This is a genomic window from Klebsiella sp. P1927 (assembly GCF_018204675.1).
GTDB lineage: Bacteria > Pseudomonadota > Gammaproteobacteria > Enterobacterales > Enterobacteriaceae > Klebsiella > Klebsiella pneumoniae.
The window spans coordinates 2,588,932-2,604,303 of sequence record NZ_CP073377.1; the positions used below are offsets into that span (position 1 = coordinate 2,588,932).

Here is a 15,372-nt window from a genome sequence, read left to right on the forward strand (position 1 = left end):
AGATTGATAAGTTGTTTTGGTGGTTCGTGCCGCGAAGCGACATAAAAAAAGCCGCCCCGAGGGGCGGCCCAGACCGCTGACAAAATGCAATCGTCGGGATTGCCCGGCGGCGCTACGCTTGCGCGGGCCTACAGAGAACTGCATAACTTATTGATATTGCTGTCTTTCGTAGGCCGGGTAAGGCGAAAGCCGCCGCCCGGCAGAAAGGCGCTCACCCTAACGAAATCAGGTTTGTCATCGACCAGCGCCGCCCCGAAGGGCGGCGTGGGTTACTTCACGCAGCGGGCGCACTGCGAGGTCTGGATCTGCTGGAAGAAGTCATTGCCTTTATCATCAACGAGGATAAAGGCCGGGAAATCCTCCACTTCAATTTTCCAGATAGCCTCCATACCCAGCTCCGGATAGGCCACGCACTCGAGGCTCTTGATGCTCTGCTGGGCCAGCACTGCCGCCGGGCCGCCGATGCTGCCGAGGTAGAAGCCGCCGTGTTTGTGGCAGGCGTCGGTGACCTGCTGGCTGCGGTTGCCTTTCGCCAGCATGATCTTGCTCGCCCCATGGGACTGCAGCAGATCAACGTAAGAGTCCATGCGGCCTGCGGTGGTCGGCCCCAGAGAGCCGGAGGCGTAACCGTCCGGCGTCTTGGCCGGACCTGCGTAGTAGATCGGGTGATCTTTGACGTACTGCGGCAGCGCCTCGCCGTTGTCGATAAGCTCCTTCAGCTTAGCGTGGGCGATATCGCGGGCGACGATGATAGTCCCGCTCAGCGACAGGCGGGTGGACACCGGATATTGCGACAGCTGCGCCAGGATCTCGCTCATCGGCTGGTTAAGATTTACCTTCACCGCTTCGCCTTCCCCGGCCTGGCGCAGATGCTCAGGGATATATTTCCCCGGGTTGCTCTCCAGCTTCTCGATCCAGATGCCGTCGCGGTTAATCTTGGCTTTGATGTTGCGGTCGGCGGAACAGGAAACCCCCATCCCTACCGGGCAGGAAGCGCCGTGACGCGGCAGACGGATCACGCGGATATCGTGGGCAAAGTATTTCCCGCCGAACTGCGCGCCGAGACCAAGGTTCTGCGCCTCCAGCAGCAGCTCCTGCTCCAGCTGCACGTCGCGGAACGCCTGGCCGTGCTCGTTACCTTCGGTCGGCAGGCCATCGTAGTATTTGGTGGACGCCAGCTTCACGGTCTTCAGCGTCGCTTCCGCCGAGGTACCGCCGATCACGAAGGCGATATGGTACGGTGGACAGGCGGCAGTACCGAGGGTGCGCATCTTCTCGACGAGGTAATTTTTCAGCTTCGCCGGGGTGATCAGCGCTTTGGTTTCCTGGTACAGATAGGTTTTGTTCGCCGAGCCGCCGCCCTTGGCGATGCAGAGGAATTTGTACTCATCGCCATCGGTAGCATAGAGATCGATCTGCGCCGGCAGGTTGGTGCCAGTGTTAACCTCTTTATACATATCCAGCGGCGCGTTCTGCGAGTAGCGCAGGTTGTCCTGGATATAGGTGTTGTACACCCCCTGCGCCAGGGCGGCTTCATCGCCGCCGCCGGTCCACACGCGCTGGCCTTTTTTACCCATGATGATCGCGGTGCCGGTGTCCTGGCAGGTAGGCAGAATACCTTTGGCGGCGATATCCGAGTTGCGCAGGAACTGCAGCGCGACGTATTTATCGTTTTCGCTGGCTTCCGGATCGTTAAGGATATCCGCCACCTGCTGCTGATGCGCAGGGCGAAGCATAAAGGAGGCGTCGTGGAAAGCATGCTGCGCCAGAAGGGTCAGCGCCTGAGGGTCAACTTTTAGCACTTCCTGGCCGGCGAATTCGGCGACGGAGACGTAATCACTGCTGAGGAGATAATACTCGGTGTCATCCTTTTTGAGCGGAAAAGGATCCTGGTAAACAAACGGTTTATTCGACATTGTACTCTCACTTACTGCTTTGGCTGATTATGTTTCAGGCAGGGACTCCATGTGCCTGTAGAAAAGCGAGTCGAACAATCTTACACAATTTTTTAACAAAAACTGAGACAAGGACGACTTTTTCTTTCAGCAGTTGCTTCTCCACCGTTTGCTGGTTTAATAGGGCGATAAAATTTACTTTGTTTGAAACAGGGATTGAGAATGCAAAAGCTGATTAACGCCGTGCAGAACTATGCATGGGGAAGCCACACCGCCTTAACCGAACTCTATGGCATCGCCAACCCGGACAATCTGCCGATGGCAGAGCTGTGGATGGGGGCGCATCCGAAGAGCAGTTCGCAGATCCTGGCGGCCGACGGCCAGCCGCGTTCGCTGCGCGAGGTGATTGACGCGGATAAAGCCGCTCTGCTCGGCGACAAGGTTGCCGCCCGCTTTGGTGAACTGCCGTTCCTGTTTAAGGTACTGTGCGCCGCTCAGCCGCTCTCAATTCAGGTGCATCCCAACAAGCAGGCCTCGGAAGAAGGTTTCGCCCGCGAGAACGCCGCCGGTATCCCGCTCTCCGCCGCCGAGCGTAACTACAAAGATCCGAACCACAAACCGGAGCTGGTTTTTGCCCTGACGCCGTTCCTGGCGATGAATGCATTTCGCGAGTTCAGCGAGATTGTCACCCTGCTGCAGCCGGTGGCTAGCGCGCATCCGGCAATCGGCGCCTTCCTGCAGCAGCCGGACGCGACTCACCTGAGCCAGCTGTTTGCCAGCCTGCTAAATATGCAGGGTGAGGAAAAGGCCAAGGCGCTGCAGGTGCTGCGCGACGTACTGGCCCGTGAACAAGGCGAACCGTGGCAGACTATCCGCCTGATCGCGGAATTCTATCCGGACGACAGCGGCCTCTTCTCCCCGCTGCTGCTGAACGTGGTGAAGCTGAACCCAGGCGAAGCGATGTTCCTGTTTGCTGAAACGCCGCACGCCTATCTGCAGGGGGTGGCGCTGGAGGTGATGGCCAACTCGGATAACGTACTGCGCGCCGGCCTGACGCCGAAATACATTGATATTCCTGAGCTGGTTGCTAACGTCAAGTTCGAGGCTAAACCGGCGGGTGAGCTGTTGACCCAGCCGCAGCGTCACGGCGCGGAACTCGACTTCCCGATCCCGGTGGAAGATTTTGCCTTCTCCCTGCATGACCTCTCCGCCGAGGCCAGCGATCTGGCCCAGGCAAGCGCGGCGATCGTGTTCTGCGTCGACGGCGAAGCCGTACTGCGCAAAGGCGACCAGAGCCTGACCCTCAAGCCGGGCGAGTCGGCCTTCGTGGCCGCCAGTGAATCGCCGGTGCAGGTCAGCGGCCGCGGCCGCGTGGCGCGCGTTTTCAATAAGCTCCAGTAAGCGACTGACCCTTCAGGTCGCGCTTACTGTTGGTGATAACTCAGCCAGGCGGTCTCTCCGCCTGGCTTCATTTATGGATAAATGCTATGAAAAAATCGCTGGTCGCAGCAGGAGTCATCGTGGCGCTGGGCGTGGTATGGACAGGCGGCGCCTGGTTCACCGGTAAACAGCTGGAAGGCCGGATCGCCGATATGGTGCAGCAGGCAAACGCCCAGCTGCGCAGCAGCGCGCCGGAGTCAGGTCTGGAGCTGAGCTATCAGGACTACCAGCGCGGGCTGTTCAGCAGCCATCTGCAGCTGGTGGTGAAGCCGATCGCCGGTCAGGCTAACGGCTGGCTGGCCGCCGGTCAGAGCGTGGTGCTTGACGAAGTGGTCGATCATGGCCCCTTCCCGCTGGCCTCGTTAAAAGCCTTTAATCTGGCGCCGGCAATGGCTTCCGTCCACACCACGCTGGTGAAAAACGACGCCAGCCAGGCGCTGTTCGAGATAGCCAAAGGCGACACCCCCTTTACCGTCGATACGCGCATTGCCTACAGCGGCGACAGCCAGTCGGCTATCGTCCTTAACGCCCTCGACTACGCTAAAGGCGATGAGAAAGTCACCTTCAGCGGCGGTCAGTTCCAGCTCGACGCCGACCGCGACGGCAAAAACATCAGCCTGAAGGGCCAGGCCGGCAGCGGGCAGATCGATGCGCTCAATGAATATAATCAGAAGGTACAGCTGCGCTTCGTCAACCTGACCACCGACGGCGCCACCGAGCTGGCCAGCTTCAACGAACGTATCGGCCAGCAAAAAATGACCCTCGATAAACTGGCCATCAGCGTCGAAGGCAAAGAGCTGGCGCTGATCGACGGCATGGCGCTGGACGGCGGCTCGACGCTGACCCAGGACGGCAAAGGCGTGAACAGCCAGGTGAACTACACCGTCAACAGCCTCAAGCTGCAGGGGCAGGATATGGGCAGCGGCAAACTCACACTGAAAGTGGATAACGTCGACGGTCAGGCGTGGCACCAGTTCAGTCAGCAGTACAGCGCGCAGTCTCAGGCGCTGCTGGCGAAACCGGAGCTGGCGCAGAATCCGGAGCTGTATCAGCAGGCCCTCACCGAAACGCTGTTCAATGCGCTGCCGATCCTGCTCAAAGGCAACCCGTCGGTGACCATCTCTCCGCTGAGCTGGCGCAATGCCAAAGGCGAAAGCACCCTCAACCTCTCGGTTCTGTTGAAAGATCCGGCCCAGGTGACCGCTCCGCCGCAGACCCTGGCGGAAAGCCTGGATCGCGTGGTGCAGTCCCTGGACGGCAAAGTGGTGATCCCGGTGGATATGGCGACGGAGTTTATGACTAAGATCGCCGGTCTGGAAGGCTATCAGCCGGCCGATGCCGCCAAGCTTGCCGATCAGCAGGTCAAAGGCCTGGCGGCGATGGGCCAGATGTTCCGCATTACCACCATGGAAGATAACGCCATCAGCAGCAGTCTGCAGTACGCGAACGGCCAGGTGACGCTGAACGGACAGAAAATGCCGCTGCAAGATTTTGCCGCGATGTTTGGTCTGGAAGCGCCTTCGCTGCCGGACAGCGCGCCGCAGGAAGGCCAGCCGCAGCAGGATGACGCCGCTCCTCAGCAGGACGACGCCGCCCCGCAGCCGTAACTTATCGGTACAGGAGACGGCCAGCGCGCGCCGTCTCCCTCATTTTCGCGTCACCAGCCGCGGGGGCATAATCTGGTTTCGCGTCTCGCCAGTCCCCTCTTCCAGCCGCCGCAGCATCGAATCCGCCAGGCTTTTCCCCATCTCCCGCGCCGGGGTGGTCACCCAGGTGAGAGGCAGGTCGTCGAGGGCGGCCTCCGGCACGTCGGCAAACGCCGCCAGCGCCACCCGCTGCTCAAAGTAGCTCTCGACGCCATCTTCCCCGCTCTGTCTTCCAGCCCGTAACAGACCGAACCACGCGCCGGTGGCTACCACGTTGTTGTAGCACAGCACCGCGGTGATGGTCGGATTCTGGCGCAGCAGGCCGGTCATCGCCTCCGCCGCCTGCTTCTGACTGGACTCGCACTCCAGCACCCATTCGCTGTGAAACGGCAGGCCGTATTTCAGCAAGGTGGCGCAATAGCCGCCGACCCGCTCGGCGCGCGTCAGCGAAGCACTCTGCCCGCCGAGCCAGGCGATCCGCTGATGGCCGCGGCGGATAAGATGCTCCGTCACCAGCTGCGCCGCCTGCATGTTGTCCGGGCGGATCAGGTCGACATCGTCAAGATAGCTGGCGCGGGAAGCAAACACCAGCGGCACCCCCGCCTCCGCCGCACGCTCGCGCAGCTCGCTCCCGCGGTCGATCGCCCCGGCGATAATCACCCCGTCCACCCCCTGCGCCGCCAGCGTATCAAACCGCTGGGCCATCTTTTCGCCGCTGCGGCCTCCCTGGGTGAGAAATACCATTTTCCCCTGCCTCTCCAGGGCATCGGTGAGGCCGGCGGTTAATTCAGCATAAAACGGTTTTGACAGGTCGCTGACGATAAGGCCAATCACGCCGCTCTGCCCACCGCGCAGCGAGGCCGCCTGACGATTGCGCACAAATCCCAGCTGTTCGATAGCCTGATTAACCCGCTCGCCGGTGGCGCTGGAGATGCGCCCTTTGCCGCTCAGCACCAGCGAAACGGTGCTCACGGAGACGCCGGCAGCCAGCGCCACATCATTGATGGTGATCTTTTTTGCGATTGCCATAACCTGCTGGCTGACTCCCTTGCCTGTCGATAAATCGTTTTATCATTGTGCGATCTTTATAAACCTTATTATCGCTTGAATATGTGATTTTTATCGCACTAAAAAGTGATAAAACGTTTTATCTTGCCGTGGCGTTAGTTCTCCCGACCACTTATGAATCAGGAACCGTGCTATGACGGCGAAAACAGCACCAAAAATCACCTTATGGGAATTTTTCCAGCAGCTGGGAAAAACCTTCATGCTGCCCGTAGCGTTGCTCTCGTTTTGCGGGATCATGTTGGGGATCGGCAGCTCGCTAAGCAGTCACGACGTTTTGACTCTGCTGCCGTGGCTGGATATGCCGCTGCTGCAGGCCATCTTTATCTGGATGAGCAAGGTCGGCTCCTTTGCCTTCAGCTTCCTGCCGGTCATGTTCTGTATCGCCATCCCGCTGGGTCTGGCGCGAGAGAACAAAGGCGTCGCCGCCTTCGCCGGCTTCGTTGGCTACGCGGTCATGAACCTGGCGGTCAACTTCTGGCTGACCGCGAAGGGTATTCTGCCCACCACCGACGCCGCGATCCTGAAGGCCAACAATATCCAGAACATTATCGGCATTCCGTCAATCGATACCGGGATCCTCGGGGCGGTGATCGCCGGAATTATCGTCTGGCTGCTGCATGAACGCTTCCATAACATTCGCCTGCCGGACGCCCTGGCCTTCTTCGGCGGCACCCGCTTCGTGCCGATCGTCACCACCGTGGTGCTGGGGCTGGTCGGGCTGGCGATCCCGCTGGTGTGGCCAGTCTTCGCCATGGGGATCAACGCCCTCGGGAAGATGATCAACAGCGCCGGGGATTTTGGGCCGATGATCTTCGGCACCGGCGAGCGACTGCTGCTGCCGTTTGGCCTGCACCATATTCTGGTGGCGCTGATCCGCTTTACCGAAGCCGGCGGCACCCTCGACGTCTGCGGCCACAGCGTCAGCGGCGCGCTGACCATCTTCCAGGCGCAGCTGAGCTGTCCGACGACCCACGGCTTCGCCGAAAGCGCCACCCGTTTCCTGTCGCAGGGTAAAATGCCGGCATTCCTCGGCGGCCTGCCGGGAGCCGCGCTGGCGATGTACCACTGCGCCCGTCCGGAAAACCGACATAAAATTAAAGGCCTGCTGATCTCCGGGGTCATCGCCTGCGTGGTCGGCGGCACCACCGAGCCGCTGGAGTTCTTGTTCTTGTTTGTCGCGCCGGTCCTGTATGTCATCCACGCGCTGCTGACCGGTCTCGGCTTTACCATCATGGCGGTGCTCGGGGTAACCATCGGCAACACCGACGGCAATATCATCGACTTCGTGGTGTTTGGCATTCTGCATGGCCTGGCCACCAAGTGGTATCTGGTGCCGGTGGTGGCGGCTATCTGGTTCGCGGTCTACTATGCCATCTTCCGCTTCGCCATCACCCGCTTCAATCTGAAAACGCCGGGCCGCGACATCGACACTGCCGCCAGCGTGGAGAAAGCCGTCGCCGGTACCATCGGCAAATCCGGGTATAACGTACCGGCGATTCTGGCGGCGCTCGGCGGCGCAGAGAACATTGTTTCGCTGGATAACTGCATTACCCGTCTGCGCCTGTCGGTGCACGATATGAGCAAAGTGGACGCCGCCGCGCTGAAAGCCCATCGCGCCATCGGGGTGGTACAGCTCAACCAGCATAATCTGCAGGTGGTTATTGGCCCGCAGGTACAGTCGGTAAAAGATGAGATGGCCACGCTGATGAATACCGTGCAGGCCTGATCCCACTAGTCCCCCTCCGCTACGGAGGGGGCGCTCGCTAAGGAAGCTCCAATGTTTGATTTTGCCACCCCTATCGATCGCCACGGCACCTGGTGCACGCAATGGGACTATGTCGCCGACCGGTTTGGCGCCGCCGATCTGCTGCCGTTCACTATTTCCGATATGGATTTCGCCACCGCGCCCTGTATTCTCGACGCCGTTAGCCAGCGGCTGGCCCACGGGGTGTTCGGCTACAGCCGCTGGCGCAACGAGGCGTTTCTCGGGGCGATTGCCCACTGGTACGCCAGCCGCTTTAACAGCGACATCGATCCGCAATCTGTGGTCTACGGACCCTCGGTTATCTATATGGTGGCGGAAACCATCCGCCAGTGGTCGAAAGAAGGCGACGGCGTCGTGGTCCACACCCCTGCCTACGATGCGTTCTATAACACCATCACCGCTAACCGGCGGCGGATTGCCCCGGTGCCATTGATCCTGAAGGATAATCGGTGGCGCTGCGATATGGACCGCCTGGAGGCGGCGCTGGCGGAGCCAAAGAATACCCTGCTGCTGCTGTGCAGCCCGCACAACCCAACGGGGAAAGTCTGGCGTCGCGAGGAGCTGGAGACCATGGCGGCCCTGTGTCAAAAACATGGCGTCAGGGTGATTAGCGACGAAATTCATATGGACATGACCTGGGGCGAACACCGCCATATCCCGTGGAGCGAGGTCGCTCAGGGACCATGGGCGCTGTTCACCTCCGGTTCGAAGAGCTTCAATATTCCGGCCTTTACCGGGGCCTACGGCTTTATGCCCGAAGAGAACGAGCGCGACAGCTACCTGCAGGCGCTAAAGGGTCGCGACGGGCTCTCTTCCCCTTCCGTGCCGGCGCTGGTCGCCCATATCGCCGCCTACCGCGACGGGGCTCCCTGGCTCGATGCCCTGCGCGACTACCTGCAGGCGAATATGCGCTATGTCGCCGACACGCTCAACAACGCCTTCCCCGCGCTCTGCTGGCAGCCGCCGGAGGCCACCTACCTGGCATGGATCGACCTGCGCCCGCTCAACGTTGACGATCGCGCGCTACAGCAGGCGCTGATCGCCGAACAGAAGGTGGCGATTATGCCGGGTTATACCTATGGTCCTGAGGGCAACGGCTTTCTGCGTCTCAACGTCGGCTGCCCGCGCGAGAAGCTGGAACGCGGTGTCGAAGGACTGATTGCCGCCCTGCGCAGCCTCAGCTGATTCGACGCGCAATCTACAGGTCATCGCGCCGGCGAAACGCCAGGTAACCGGCGCCGAGGGTAAAGACAGCGACAATCACCACCAGCAGGATAAACCCGTGGTGGTTGCTTGCCAGCGGGATCCCACCGACGTTCATGCCGAAGAAACCGGCGACGATGTTAATCGGCAGCGCGAGGACGGTGATCACCGTCAGGGTATAGAGGGTGCGATTGCTCTGCTCCAGCTGGCGGGCGCCAATCTCCTCCTGCAGCAGACTGATGCGCTCGATCAGGCCCGACAGATCGTTAAGCACCACGCTAAACTCTTCGGTGAACTGACGAAACGCCTGCACCACCGCGCGATCCATCCACGCCGGCGGCCGGTTAAGCAGCCGGAACATCGCCGCCGGCTCCGGCGCCAGCAACCGCTGGAAGCGTAAAAGCATCCGCCGTAGCCGCGCCAGATCGGCCCGGTTGCGCTGCACGTGATTGCTCAGAAGACGCTCTTCAATAAGGTCAACATGGCGGCTGGCCTGGCGGACGACCTGCTCCAGCACCTCCTCCTGCTCCTCCAGCAGAAAGGCCAGCAGCTCAGTAGACGTGTTCACCCTGAGCGTCTGCAAGCGCGGCAGCATCCATTCGATAAACCGCAACGGTTTGAAGCGCGCCGTCACCACCAGCCTGGGGCTACAGTAGAGCCACAGCGTGGCGGTTTCCGCGCTGGTATCCTGCGGACGAAACAGCACATCGTTAAGCACAGCGAACAGATTTTCCCCCTGTCGCTCAATGCGGGTGGTGTGCGAGCCGCTGCGGATCTCCTCGAAGAAAAAATCGGCCACCGGAAAGTGGCTGGTTAACCATTTCTCGGCGGTGGCATGATTAAGATTCAGGTGTAACCAGATAAACGCCTTGTCATCGGCGAGCGCCTGATAGCGGGCGCAGACCTCGCCAGAGGCGATCGGCTGCGGGGGGCGCTGTTCATGAAACAAATAGCCATGCACCAGGCCGGAAACTTCACTATCAAAATCGGGCTTTAACATCTTCGCGGTGACGTCTTGATTCATGGCTCCCTCAGGACAGGCACTGGCACCGTTGATGCCCGAATAGTGCCATCTTTCGCTATTTTCCGCGGGCTGGCAAGGTTAATAATCTGGTCATAAAACAGTAACCTGGCTGACATATGACGGCCAGTATCACGCTTCATCCCCTCGCCGCGCAGGCGATGCGATGGAAGCGAACAGAAGGTCTTCTTGCCTTTATGCTCAGGTGGTTATTAAAATAAATTTGATTATCCTCAAAACTTTTTTAGGCAGAAAGCGGTATTAATTTGCGCGCTTAATCATTGCTTTCACCCAGGTTTATTGAGGAGGAGACCATGAAAACCTATGACCGTAATCGTAACGCTATTGCTACCGGCAGCATGGTAATGATCGCCGGTAACGGGACGACGGGCGTGATTAAAGCTATCCATGGCGAGGGGAAAACCGCTGAGCAGTTGCGCCGGGCGGACTGCGTTGAAATCGACGGCTGCGAGGGCCGCTTCTGCCCGTTGGATCTGATCCGTCTCGGCTTCCATTAATTCCCGCCGCCAGGTCGTTAGTATCAGGCCACCTGTGGTGGCCTGCTCTTTTCCCGGGAAATAAAGCGTCTAGCGAAAGCTCCACTGAACACTCATCACAAAGATCGCCGGCACAATAATGCCGCCTTCCACACCGAAATAATCGGTGAAATTATATTGCAGGCCATGATAGAGGTAGGGCGAAAAACCGATGCCGGTGATTTTTTTGGCGGTGCGGTAGGTGCCGGAATCCCCACAGTGGCTGAAGGCATCAAAGAAAAATTCCCCGGTATAGGCATACACCCCTTTCAGTACCCAGCCGGTATCGTTTTTCAGCCAGTCGCGGCGCACGCCGAGGGTCAGGCAACGATCGTCAAAGCTGTTTTTCATCGTTCCGACCAGCACGCTGTATTTTGAATCCTGAGAAAACTTGCGCTCCACCGAGAAAAAGTTGTTATTGAAATGTTCGTTATATTGTCCGTGGTTACCCGTCATATGATAGACATAGGAACCGGTATTCATCGAGTAGAGGCTTAATTCCCCGGCCTGCGCCGACGGCATGGCAACCATTAGTAGCCCTGATAACAAAATCCATAATTTATTTACCATTCAGTAACCTATGCCATACCCGTAAAAAGAACCCGGCATGCTAGCACCGCTTAGCTAAACCAAGGGGCAATCAGATAAACCGACGCTCTTCGCGGCGGGAAAATATGACGCTATCTGCACTATAGCAGTCGTCCTCTCGCCTGGTGAGCGCCTGCGGTTATACTTGAGAAACATTCCCCTAATCGTTAAGGACCGCTGTGTTAGCCACTCTCCTCGTTGCGCTGGTCGCTATTATTCATCTCGCCATCCTGGTGCTGGAGATGTTTCTCTGGGAAGCCCCCGCCGGGCGCCGGGCCTTTAACCTCAGCGCCGATTTCGCCCGGCAGACCCGGGTGCTGGCGGCCAACCAGGGCTTGTATAACGGCTTTCTGGCCGCCGGCCTGGCATGGGGGCTGTGGCTGGGGGCGCCGGGTGTGCAGGTGGTTATCTTTTTCCTGGCCTGCGTGCTGGCCGCCGGGATTTTCGGCGCGCTGACCGCCAGCCGCAAAATTCTCTATATTCAGGCGCTGCCCGCGCTGCTGGCGCTGGTTGCCGTGCTGACGCAAGCGTAGGGGCTTGATCCAAAACAGAGAAAGCAGGCGCTAAGGCGGGTACTATTTGCCCCCTTTGGTCGGTCATCGACCGTTAATACCTTCTGAGTTCAGAGGCATTTTTATGACATGGCAATCCTTCAAACAGGCCTGGCTTATCCGGTTCTGGTCTCCTGTCCCGGCGGTCATTGCCGCGGGCATTCTCTCTACCTACTATTTTGGCATCACCGGCACCTTCTGGGCGGTGACCGGCGAATTCACCCGCTGGGGTGGTCAGCTGCTGCAGCTGCTGGGCGTCCACAGCGAACAGTGGGGCTATTACCAGCTGATACATCTCGAAGGGTCGCCGCTGACCCGCATCGATGGCAGGATGATCATCGGCATGTTCGGCGGCTGCCTGGCCGCCGCGCTGTGGGCGAATAACGTCAAACTGCGCTTGCCACGCAGCCGGATCCGCATTGCGCAGGCCGTGGCGGGCGGCATCATCGCCGGGTTCGGCGCACGGCTGGCGATGGGCTGCAACCTGGCGGCCTTCTTCACCGGCATTCCGCAGTTCTCCCTGCACGCCTGGCTGTTTGCCATCGCCACCGCCATCGGCTCCTGGTTTGGCGCCCGCTTCACGCTGCTGCCCCTTTTTCGCATCCCGGTAAAAATGCAAAAAGTGTCCGCCGCCTCGCCGTTAACCCAAAAACCGCAGCAGGCGCGCCGCCGCTTCCGCCTGGGGATGGTGGTCTTTTTCGCCATGATCGGCTGGGGCCTGCTTACCGCCGCAGACCACCCGGCGCTGGGCCTGGCGATGCTGTTCGGTATTGGCTTTGGTCTGCTTATCGAGCGCGCGCAGATCTGCTTTACCTCCGCCTTTCGCGATATGTGGATCACCGGCCGGACGGTGATGGCGAAGGCGATTATCTTCGGCATGGCGGCGAGCGCCATCGGTATCTTCAGCTATGTGCAATTGGGGATGGCGCCGAAAATTATGTGGGCCGGTCCTAATGCGGCGATTGGCGGGCTACTATTTGGCTTTGGCATCGTGCTGGCCGGCGGCTGTGAGACCGGCTGGATGTACCGGGCGGTGGAGGGCCAGGTTCACTACTGGTGGGTTGGGCTGGGCAACGTCATCGGCTCAACGCTGCTCGCCTGGTGCTGGGACGATATCGCCGCCCCCCTCGCCACCCACTGGCAGAAAGTCAACCTGCTGAACGCCTTCGGTCCCTTTGGCGGACTACTGGCCACCTATCTACTGCTGCTGATCGCCCTGCTGCTGGTGATCGCCTGGGAGAGACATTTTTTCCGCCGCCAGGCGGCGGTCCGGACCGTGAAGGAGAGCGCATGAAAAACATCATCCCTGATTATCGCCTGGATATGGTCGGCGAACCCTGCCCGTATCCGGCGGTCGCTACCCTGGAGGCAATGCCTTCCCTGCAAAAAGGCGAGATCCTAGAAGTGGTCAGCGACTGTCCGCAGTCGATCAATAACATTCCGCTTGATGCAAGGAACCACGGCTACACGGTGCTGGATATTCAACAGGATGGCCCAACCATTCGCTATTTGATTCAGAAGTAGCGCCGTTTTCCCGCCGGCGGCCTTCCCCGCCGGCGCTTGTCTCCTCGTTCCCGCCTCGCCGTTCGCTTACGCATCGCTGACCAGGTAGCCAAACGATTGCAATAGATTGTAACACTTGAAACCGTGTTCCAGTTACGCAATAACCATTAATATAACGCACCTATATTATTAAAATGCGAATAAGTTATTTAGTGAATGGTTTCTGCCGCTATCGGCCAAAGCCGCACACAGCGACACGATAAGGATCGAAATGGAACTGCTGGTCAGGCTGGGTCATTTTTTTGAGCAAGCGCGTTCTGACGCCGACTATGCCACCTTCGCCAATGAACTGCGTCGGCATAAGGTCTCCTACTACATCTATTTTGTTTCCACCGGCAATATGAATTTCGTAATGGCAAACGACGAGGTGGTCTCGGTAAAAAGCGCCCGCGGGCTGCTGCGCGTTCGCGCTGAGGCCAGCCATTGTCTGACCAGGGCCGCCGTTATCCGCCACTTTGCCCGGGCCATTAACTTTGAACAGTACTGCCGGGATCTCGCCAGCGCCGGGGTGTTTAAGTGGATCGTCGATCTGGAAGAGGAGACCCGGCACTACTGGTCGAAGGATAATACGCTGTTATATAAAGAGTGCCTGATGCCCCCCTGAACCGGTCTCAGGGGGAGGCGGCGAGGGTCAGCCTTTAATCGCGGGTCTGCACCCAAAAGGCGTGGATCAGGCCAGGAATATAGCCCAGCAGGGTCAAAATGATATTGAGAATAAACGCCCAGCCGAAGCCTTTTCCCAGCAGCACACCCAGCGGCGGCAGAATGATAGTGAAAACGATTCTCCAGAATCCCATAACCTCTCCCTTCGTCTAACGTCAATTTTTTACTAAGCTATTCAATAGTTAAGCATAGACGCTTTTCGTCGTTTCGCCAGCAGGCAGCCCCCTCATCTCTGGTAACAAAAATCATTCCCTGCCGTCACGGGCAAAAAAGACCGGGAAAACATTCACTTTTCCCCTCTCCGGCCCGCAGGCCCTGGCATAGCGCACAGATTGTCAGTTGACCAATCAGGGGGACAGGGCTAAGCCTGGAGGAGTTTCATCACATCGAGTCGTTTTACCAACCGGAGAATATCCATGAGTAAACTTGGGATTAATGGATTTGGTCGTATCGGACGTCTGGTGTTACGTCGTTTATTAGAAGTCGACAGCAGCCTGGAAGTGGTGGCTATCAACGACCTCACTTCGCCAAAGGTGCTGGCCTACCTGTTGAAGCATGATTCAAACTACGGCCCCTTCCCGTGGAGCGTCGACTTTACCGAAGATGCGCTGATCGTCAACGGCAAAACCATTACGGTGTATGCCGAAAAAGAGGCGCAGCATATTCCATGGCAGGCGGCAGGCGCCGAGGTGATTGTGGAGTGTACCGGGTTCTACACCTCGGCCGAGAAATCGCAAGCCCATCTCCAGGCCGGCGCGCGCAAAGTGCTGATTTCCGCCCCCGCCGGCGAGATGAAAACCATCGTCTACAACGTCAACGATGACACCCTGACCCCGGATGACACCATCATCTCCGTGGCCTCCTGCACCACCAACTGCCTGGCGCCGATGGCCAAAGTTCTGCAGGATGCCTTCGGCATCACCGTAGGCACCATGACCACCATCCACGCCTATACCGGCACCCAGTCGCTGGTGGACGGGCCGCGCGGAAAAGATCTGCGCGCCTCCAGGGCGGCGGCGGAAAACGTTATCCCGCACACTACCGGCGCGGCAAAAGCCATTGGCCTGGTGATCCCTGCCCTGAGCGGTAAGCTGAAAGGCCATGCCCAGCGCGTACCGACCAAAACCGGCTCAGTGACGGAGCTGGTATCGGTGCTGGAGAAAAAGGTGACTGCGGATGAGGTCAATCAGGCGATGAGGCAGGCGGCTGAGGGCAATGAATCCTTTGGTTACACCGAAGAGGAGATCGTCTCTTCCGATATCATCGGCAGCCATTTCGGTTCGATCTACGATGCTACCCAGCTGGAGATTGTGGAGGCCGGCGGCGTACAGCTGGTGAAAACCGTCGCCTGGTACGATAACGAATACGGCTTTGTCACCCAACTGATCCGCGTGCTGGAGAAATTTGCCCGCTAAGTGAACGGCGGACAGCCT

The 15,372-nt window shown here is 59.0% G+C and carries 15 protein-coding genes; 10 read left to right on the forward strand and 5 right to left on the reverse strand.

Annotation, left to right across the window (positions count from 1 at the left end; all coding sequences use genetic code 11):
* Positions 1-269 precede the first annotated feature (269 nt).
* A complete protein-coding gene (gene fumA, locus KB892_RS13115; protein WP_002903313.1) occupies positions 270-1,916 on the reverse strand; it encodes a class I fumarate hydratase FumA in 1,647 nt (548 codons plus the stop codon).
* Between the two features lie 201 nt (positions 1,917-2,117).
* On the opposite strand from fumA, the gene manA reads away from it, so the two are divergent.
* Complete coding sequence (manA, locus tag KB892_RS13120) at positions 2,118-3,296, forward strand: mannose-6-phosphate isomerase (protein WP_002903312.1); 1,179 nt, start codon at positions 2,118-2,120, stop codon at positions 3,294-3,296.
* An 86-nt stretch (positions 3,297-3,382) separates the two neighbouring features.
* Entirely contained in the window at positions 3,383-4,942 is a 1,560-nt protein-coding gene (locus tag KB892_RS13125; RefSeq protein ID WP_004151565.1) for a YdgA family protein, read from the forward strand.
* 39 nt (positions 4,943-4,981) lie between these two features.
* Here KB892_RS13125 and KB892_RS13130 read toward each other — a convergent pair whose 3' ends face one another.
* Positions 4,982-6,010 carry a Mal regulon transcriptional regulator MalI gene (locus tag KB892_RS13130; RefSeq protein WP_004148253.1) on the reverse strand — a complete coding sequence of 343 codons (1,029 nt, stop codon included), beginning with the start codon at positions 6,008-6,010 and terminating at the stop codon, positions 4,982-4,984.
* Positions 6,011-6,182: 172 nt separating this feature from the next.
* Between KB892_RS13130 and malX the strand changes: the two genes are divergently transcribed.
* Both malX and KB892_RS13140 read left to right on the forward strand, forming a co-directional pair.
* Positions 6,183-7,775, forward strand: coding sequence for a maltose/glucose-specific PTS transporter subunit IIBC (gene malX / locus KB892_RS13135; protein ID WP_002903245.1), 1,593 nt, complete (start codon positions 6,183-6,185; stop codon positions 7,773-7,775).
* Positions 7,776-7,826: 51 nt separating this feature from the next.
* Entirely contained in the window at positions 7,827-8,999 is a 1,173-nt protein-coding gene (locus tag KB892_RS13140) for a MalY/PatB family protein (protein ID WP_002903243.1), read from the forward strand.
* A gap of 13 nt (positions 9,000-9,012) precedes the next feature.
* Here KB892_RS13140 and KB892_RS13145 read toward each other — a convergent pair whose 3' ends face one another.
* On the reverse strand, positions 9,013-10,041 hold the full coding sequence (locus KB892_RS13145; protein WP_002903242.1) for a CorA family divalent cation transporter: 1,029 nt from the start codon (positions 10,039-10,041) through the stop codon (positions 9,013-9,015).
* A gap of 311 nt (positions 10,042-10,352) precedes the next feature.
* Here KB892_RS13145 and ydfZ point away from each other — a divergent pair, with 311 nt between their 5' ends.
* On the forward strand, positions 10,353-10,556 hold the full coding sequence (ydfZ, locus tag KB892_RS13150; protein ID WP_004151566.1) for a putative selenium delivery protein YdfZ: 204 nt from the start codon (positions 10,353-10,355) through the stop codon (positions 10,554-10,556).
* Positions 10,557-10,625: 69 nt separating this feature from the next.
* Here the strand turns inward: ydfZ and KB892_RS13155 are convergent, their stop codons facing one another.
* Positions 10,626-11,105, reverse strand: coding sequence for a hypothetical protein (locus KB892_RS13155; protein WP_004151567.1), 480 nt, complete (start codon positions 11,103-11,105; stop codon positions 10,626-10,628).
* Positions 11,106-11,341: 236 nt separating this feature from the next.
* Here KB892_RS13155 and KB892_RS13160 point away from each other — a divergent pair, with 236 nt between their 5' ends.
* The 4 genes from KB892_RS13160 (at position 11,342) to KB892_RS13175 (ending at position 13,880) form a co-directional block, all read left to right on the forward strand.
* Positions 11,342-11,695, forward strand: a complete 354-nt coding sequence (locus KB892_RS13160) for a DUF1304 domain-containing protein (RefSeq protein ID WP_002903236.1) — start codon at positions 11,342-11,344, stop codon at positions 11,693-11,695.
* Positions 11,696-11,798: 103 nt separating this feature from the next.
* On the forward strand, positions 11,799-13,007 hold the full coding sequence (gene yedE, locus KB892_RS13165; RefSeq protein ID WP_002903234.1) for a selenium metabolism membrane protein YedE/FdhT: 1,209 nt from the start codon (positions 11,799-11,801) through the stop codon (positions 13,005-13,007).
* A complete protein-coding gene (yedF, locus tag KB892_RS13170) occupies positions 13,004-13,237 on the forward strand; it encodes a sulfurtransferase-like selenium metabolism protein YedF (protein ID WP_002903233.1) in 234 nt (77 codons plus the stop codon). The genes yedE and yedF overlap by 4 nt, the downstream gene beginning before the upstream one ends.
* A gap of 250 nt (positions 13,238-13,487) precedes the next feature.
* Positions 13,488-13,880 carry a DUF1398 domain-containing protein gene (locus KB892_RS13175; RefSeq protein ID WP_002903231.1) on the forward strand — a complete coding sequence of 131 codons (393 nt, stop codon included), beginning with the start codon at positions 13,488-13,490 and terminating at the stop codon, positions 13,878-13,880.
* Between the two features lie 34 nt (positions 13,881-13,914).
* Here KB892_RS13175 and KB892_RS13180 read toward each other — a convergent pair whose 3' ends face one another.
* Positions 13,915-14,073, reverse strand: coding sequence for a YqaE/Pmp3 family membrane protein (locus KB892_RS13180; RefSeq protein WP_002903230.1), 159 nt, complete (start codon positions 14,071-14,073; stop codon positions 13,915-13,917).
* Positions 14,074-14,355: 282 nt separating this feature from the next.
* Between KB892_RS13180 and gap the strand changes: the two genes are divergently transcribed.
* Positions 14,356-15,354 carry a type I glyceraldehyde-3-phosphate dehydrogenase gene (gap, locus tag KB892_RS13185; RefSeq protein ID WP_002903227.1) on the forward strand — a complete coding sequence of 333 codons (999 nt, stop codon included), beginning with the start codon at positions 14,356-14,358 and terminating at the stop codon, positions 15,352-15,354.
* The last annotated feature ends 18 nt before the right edge of the window (positions 15,355-15,372 follow it).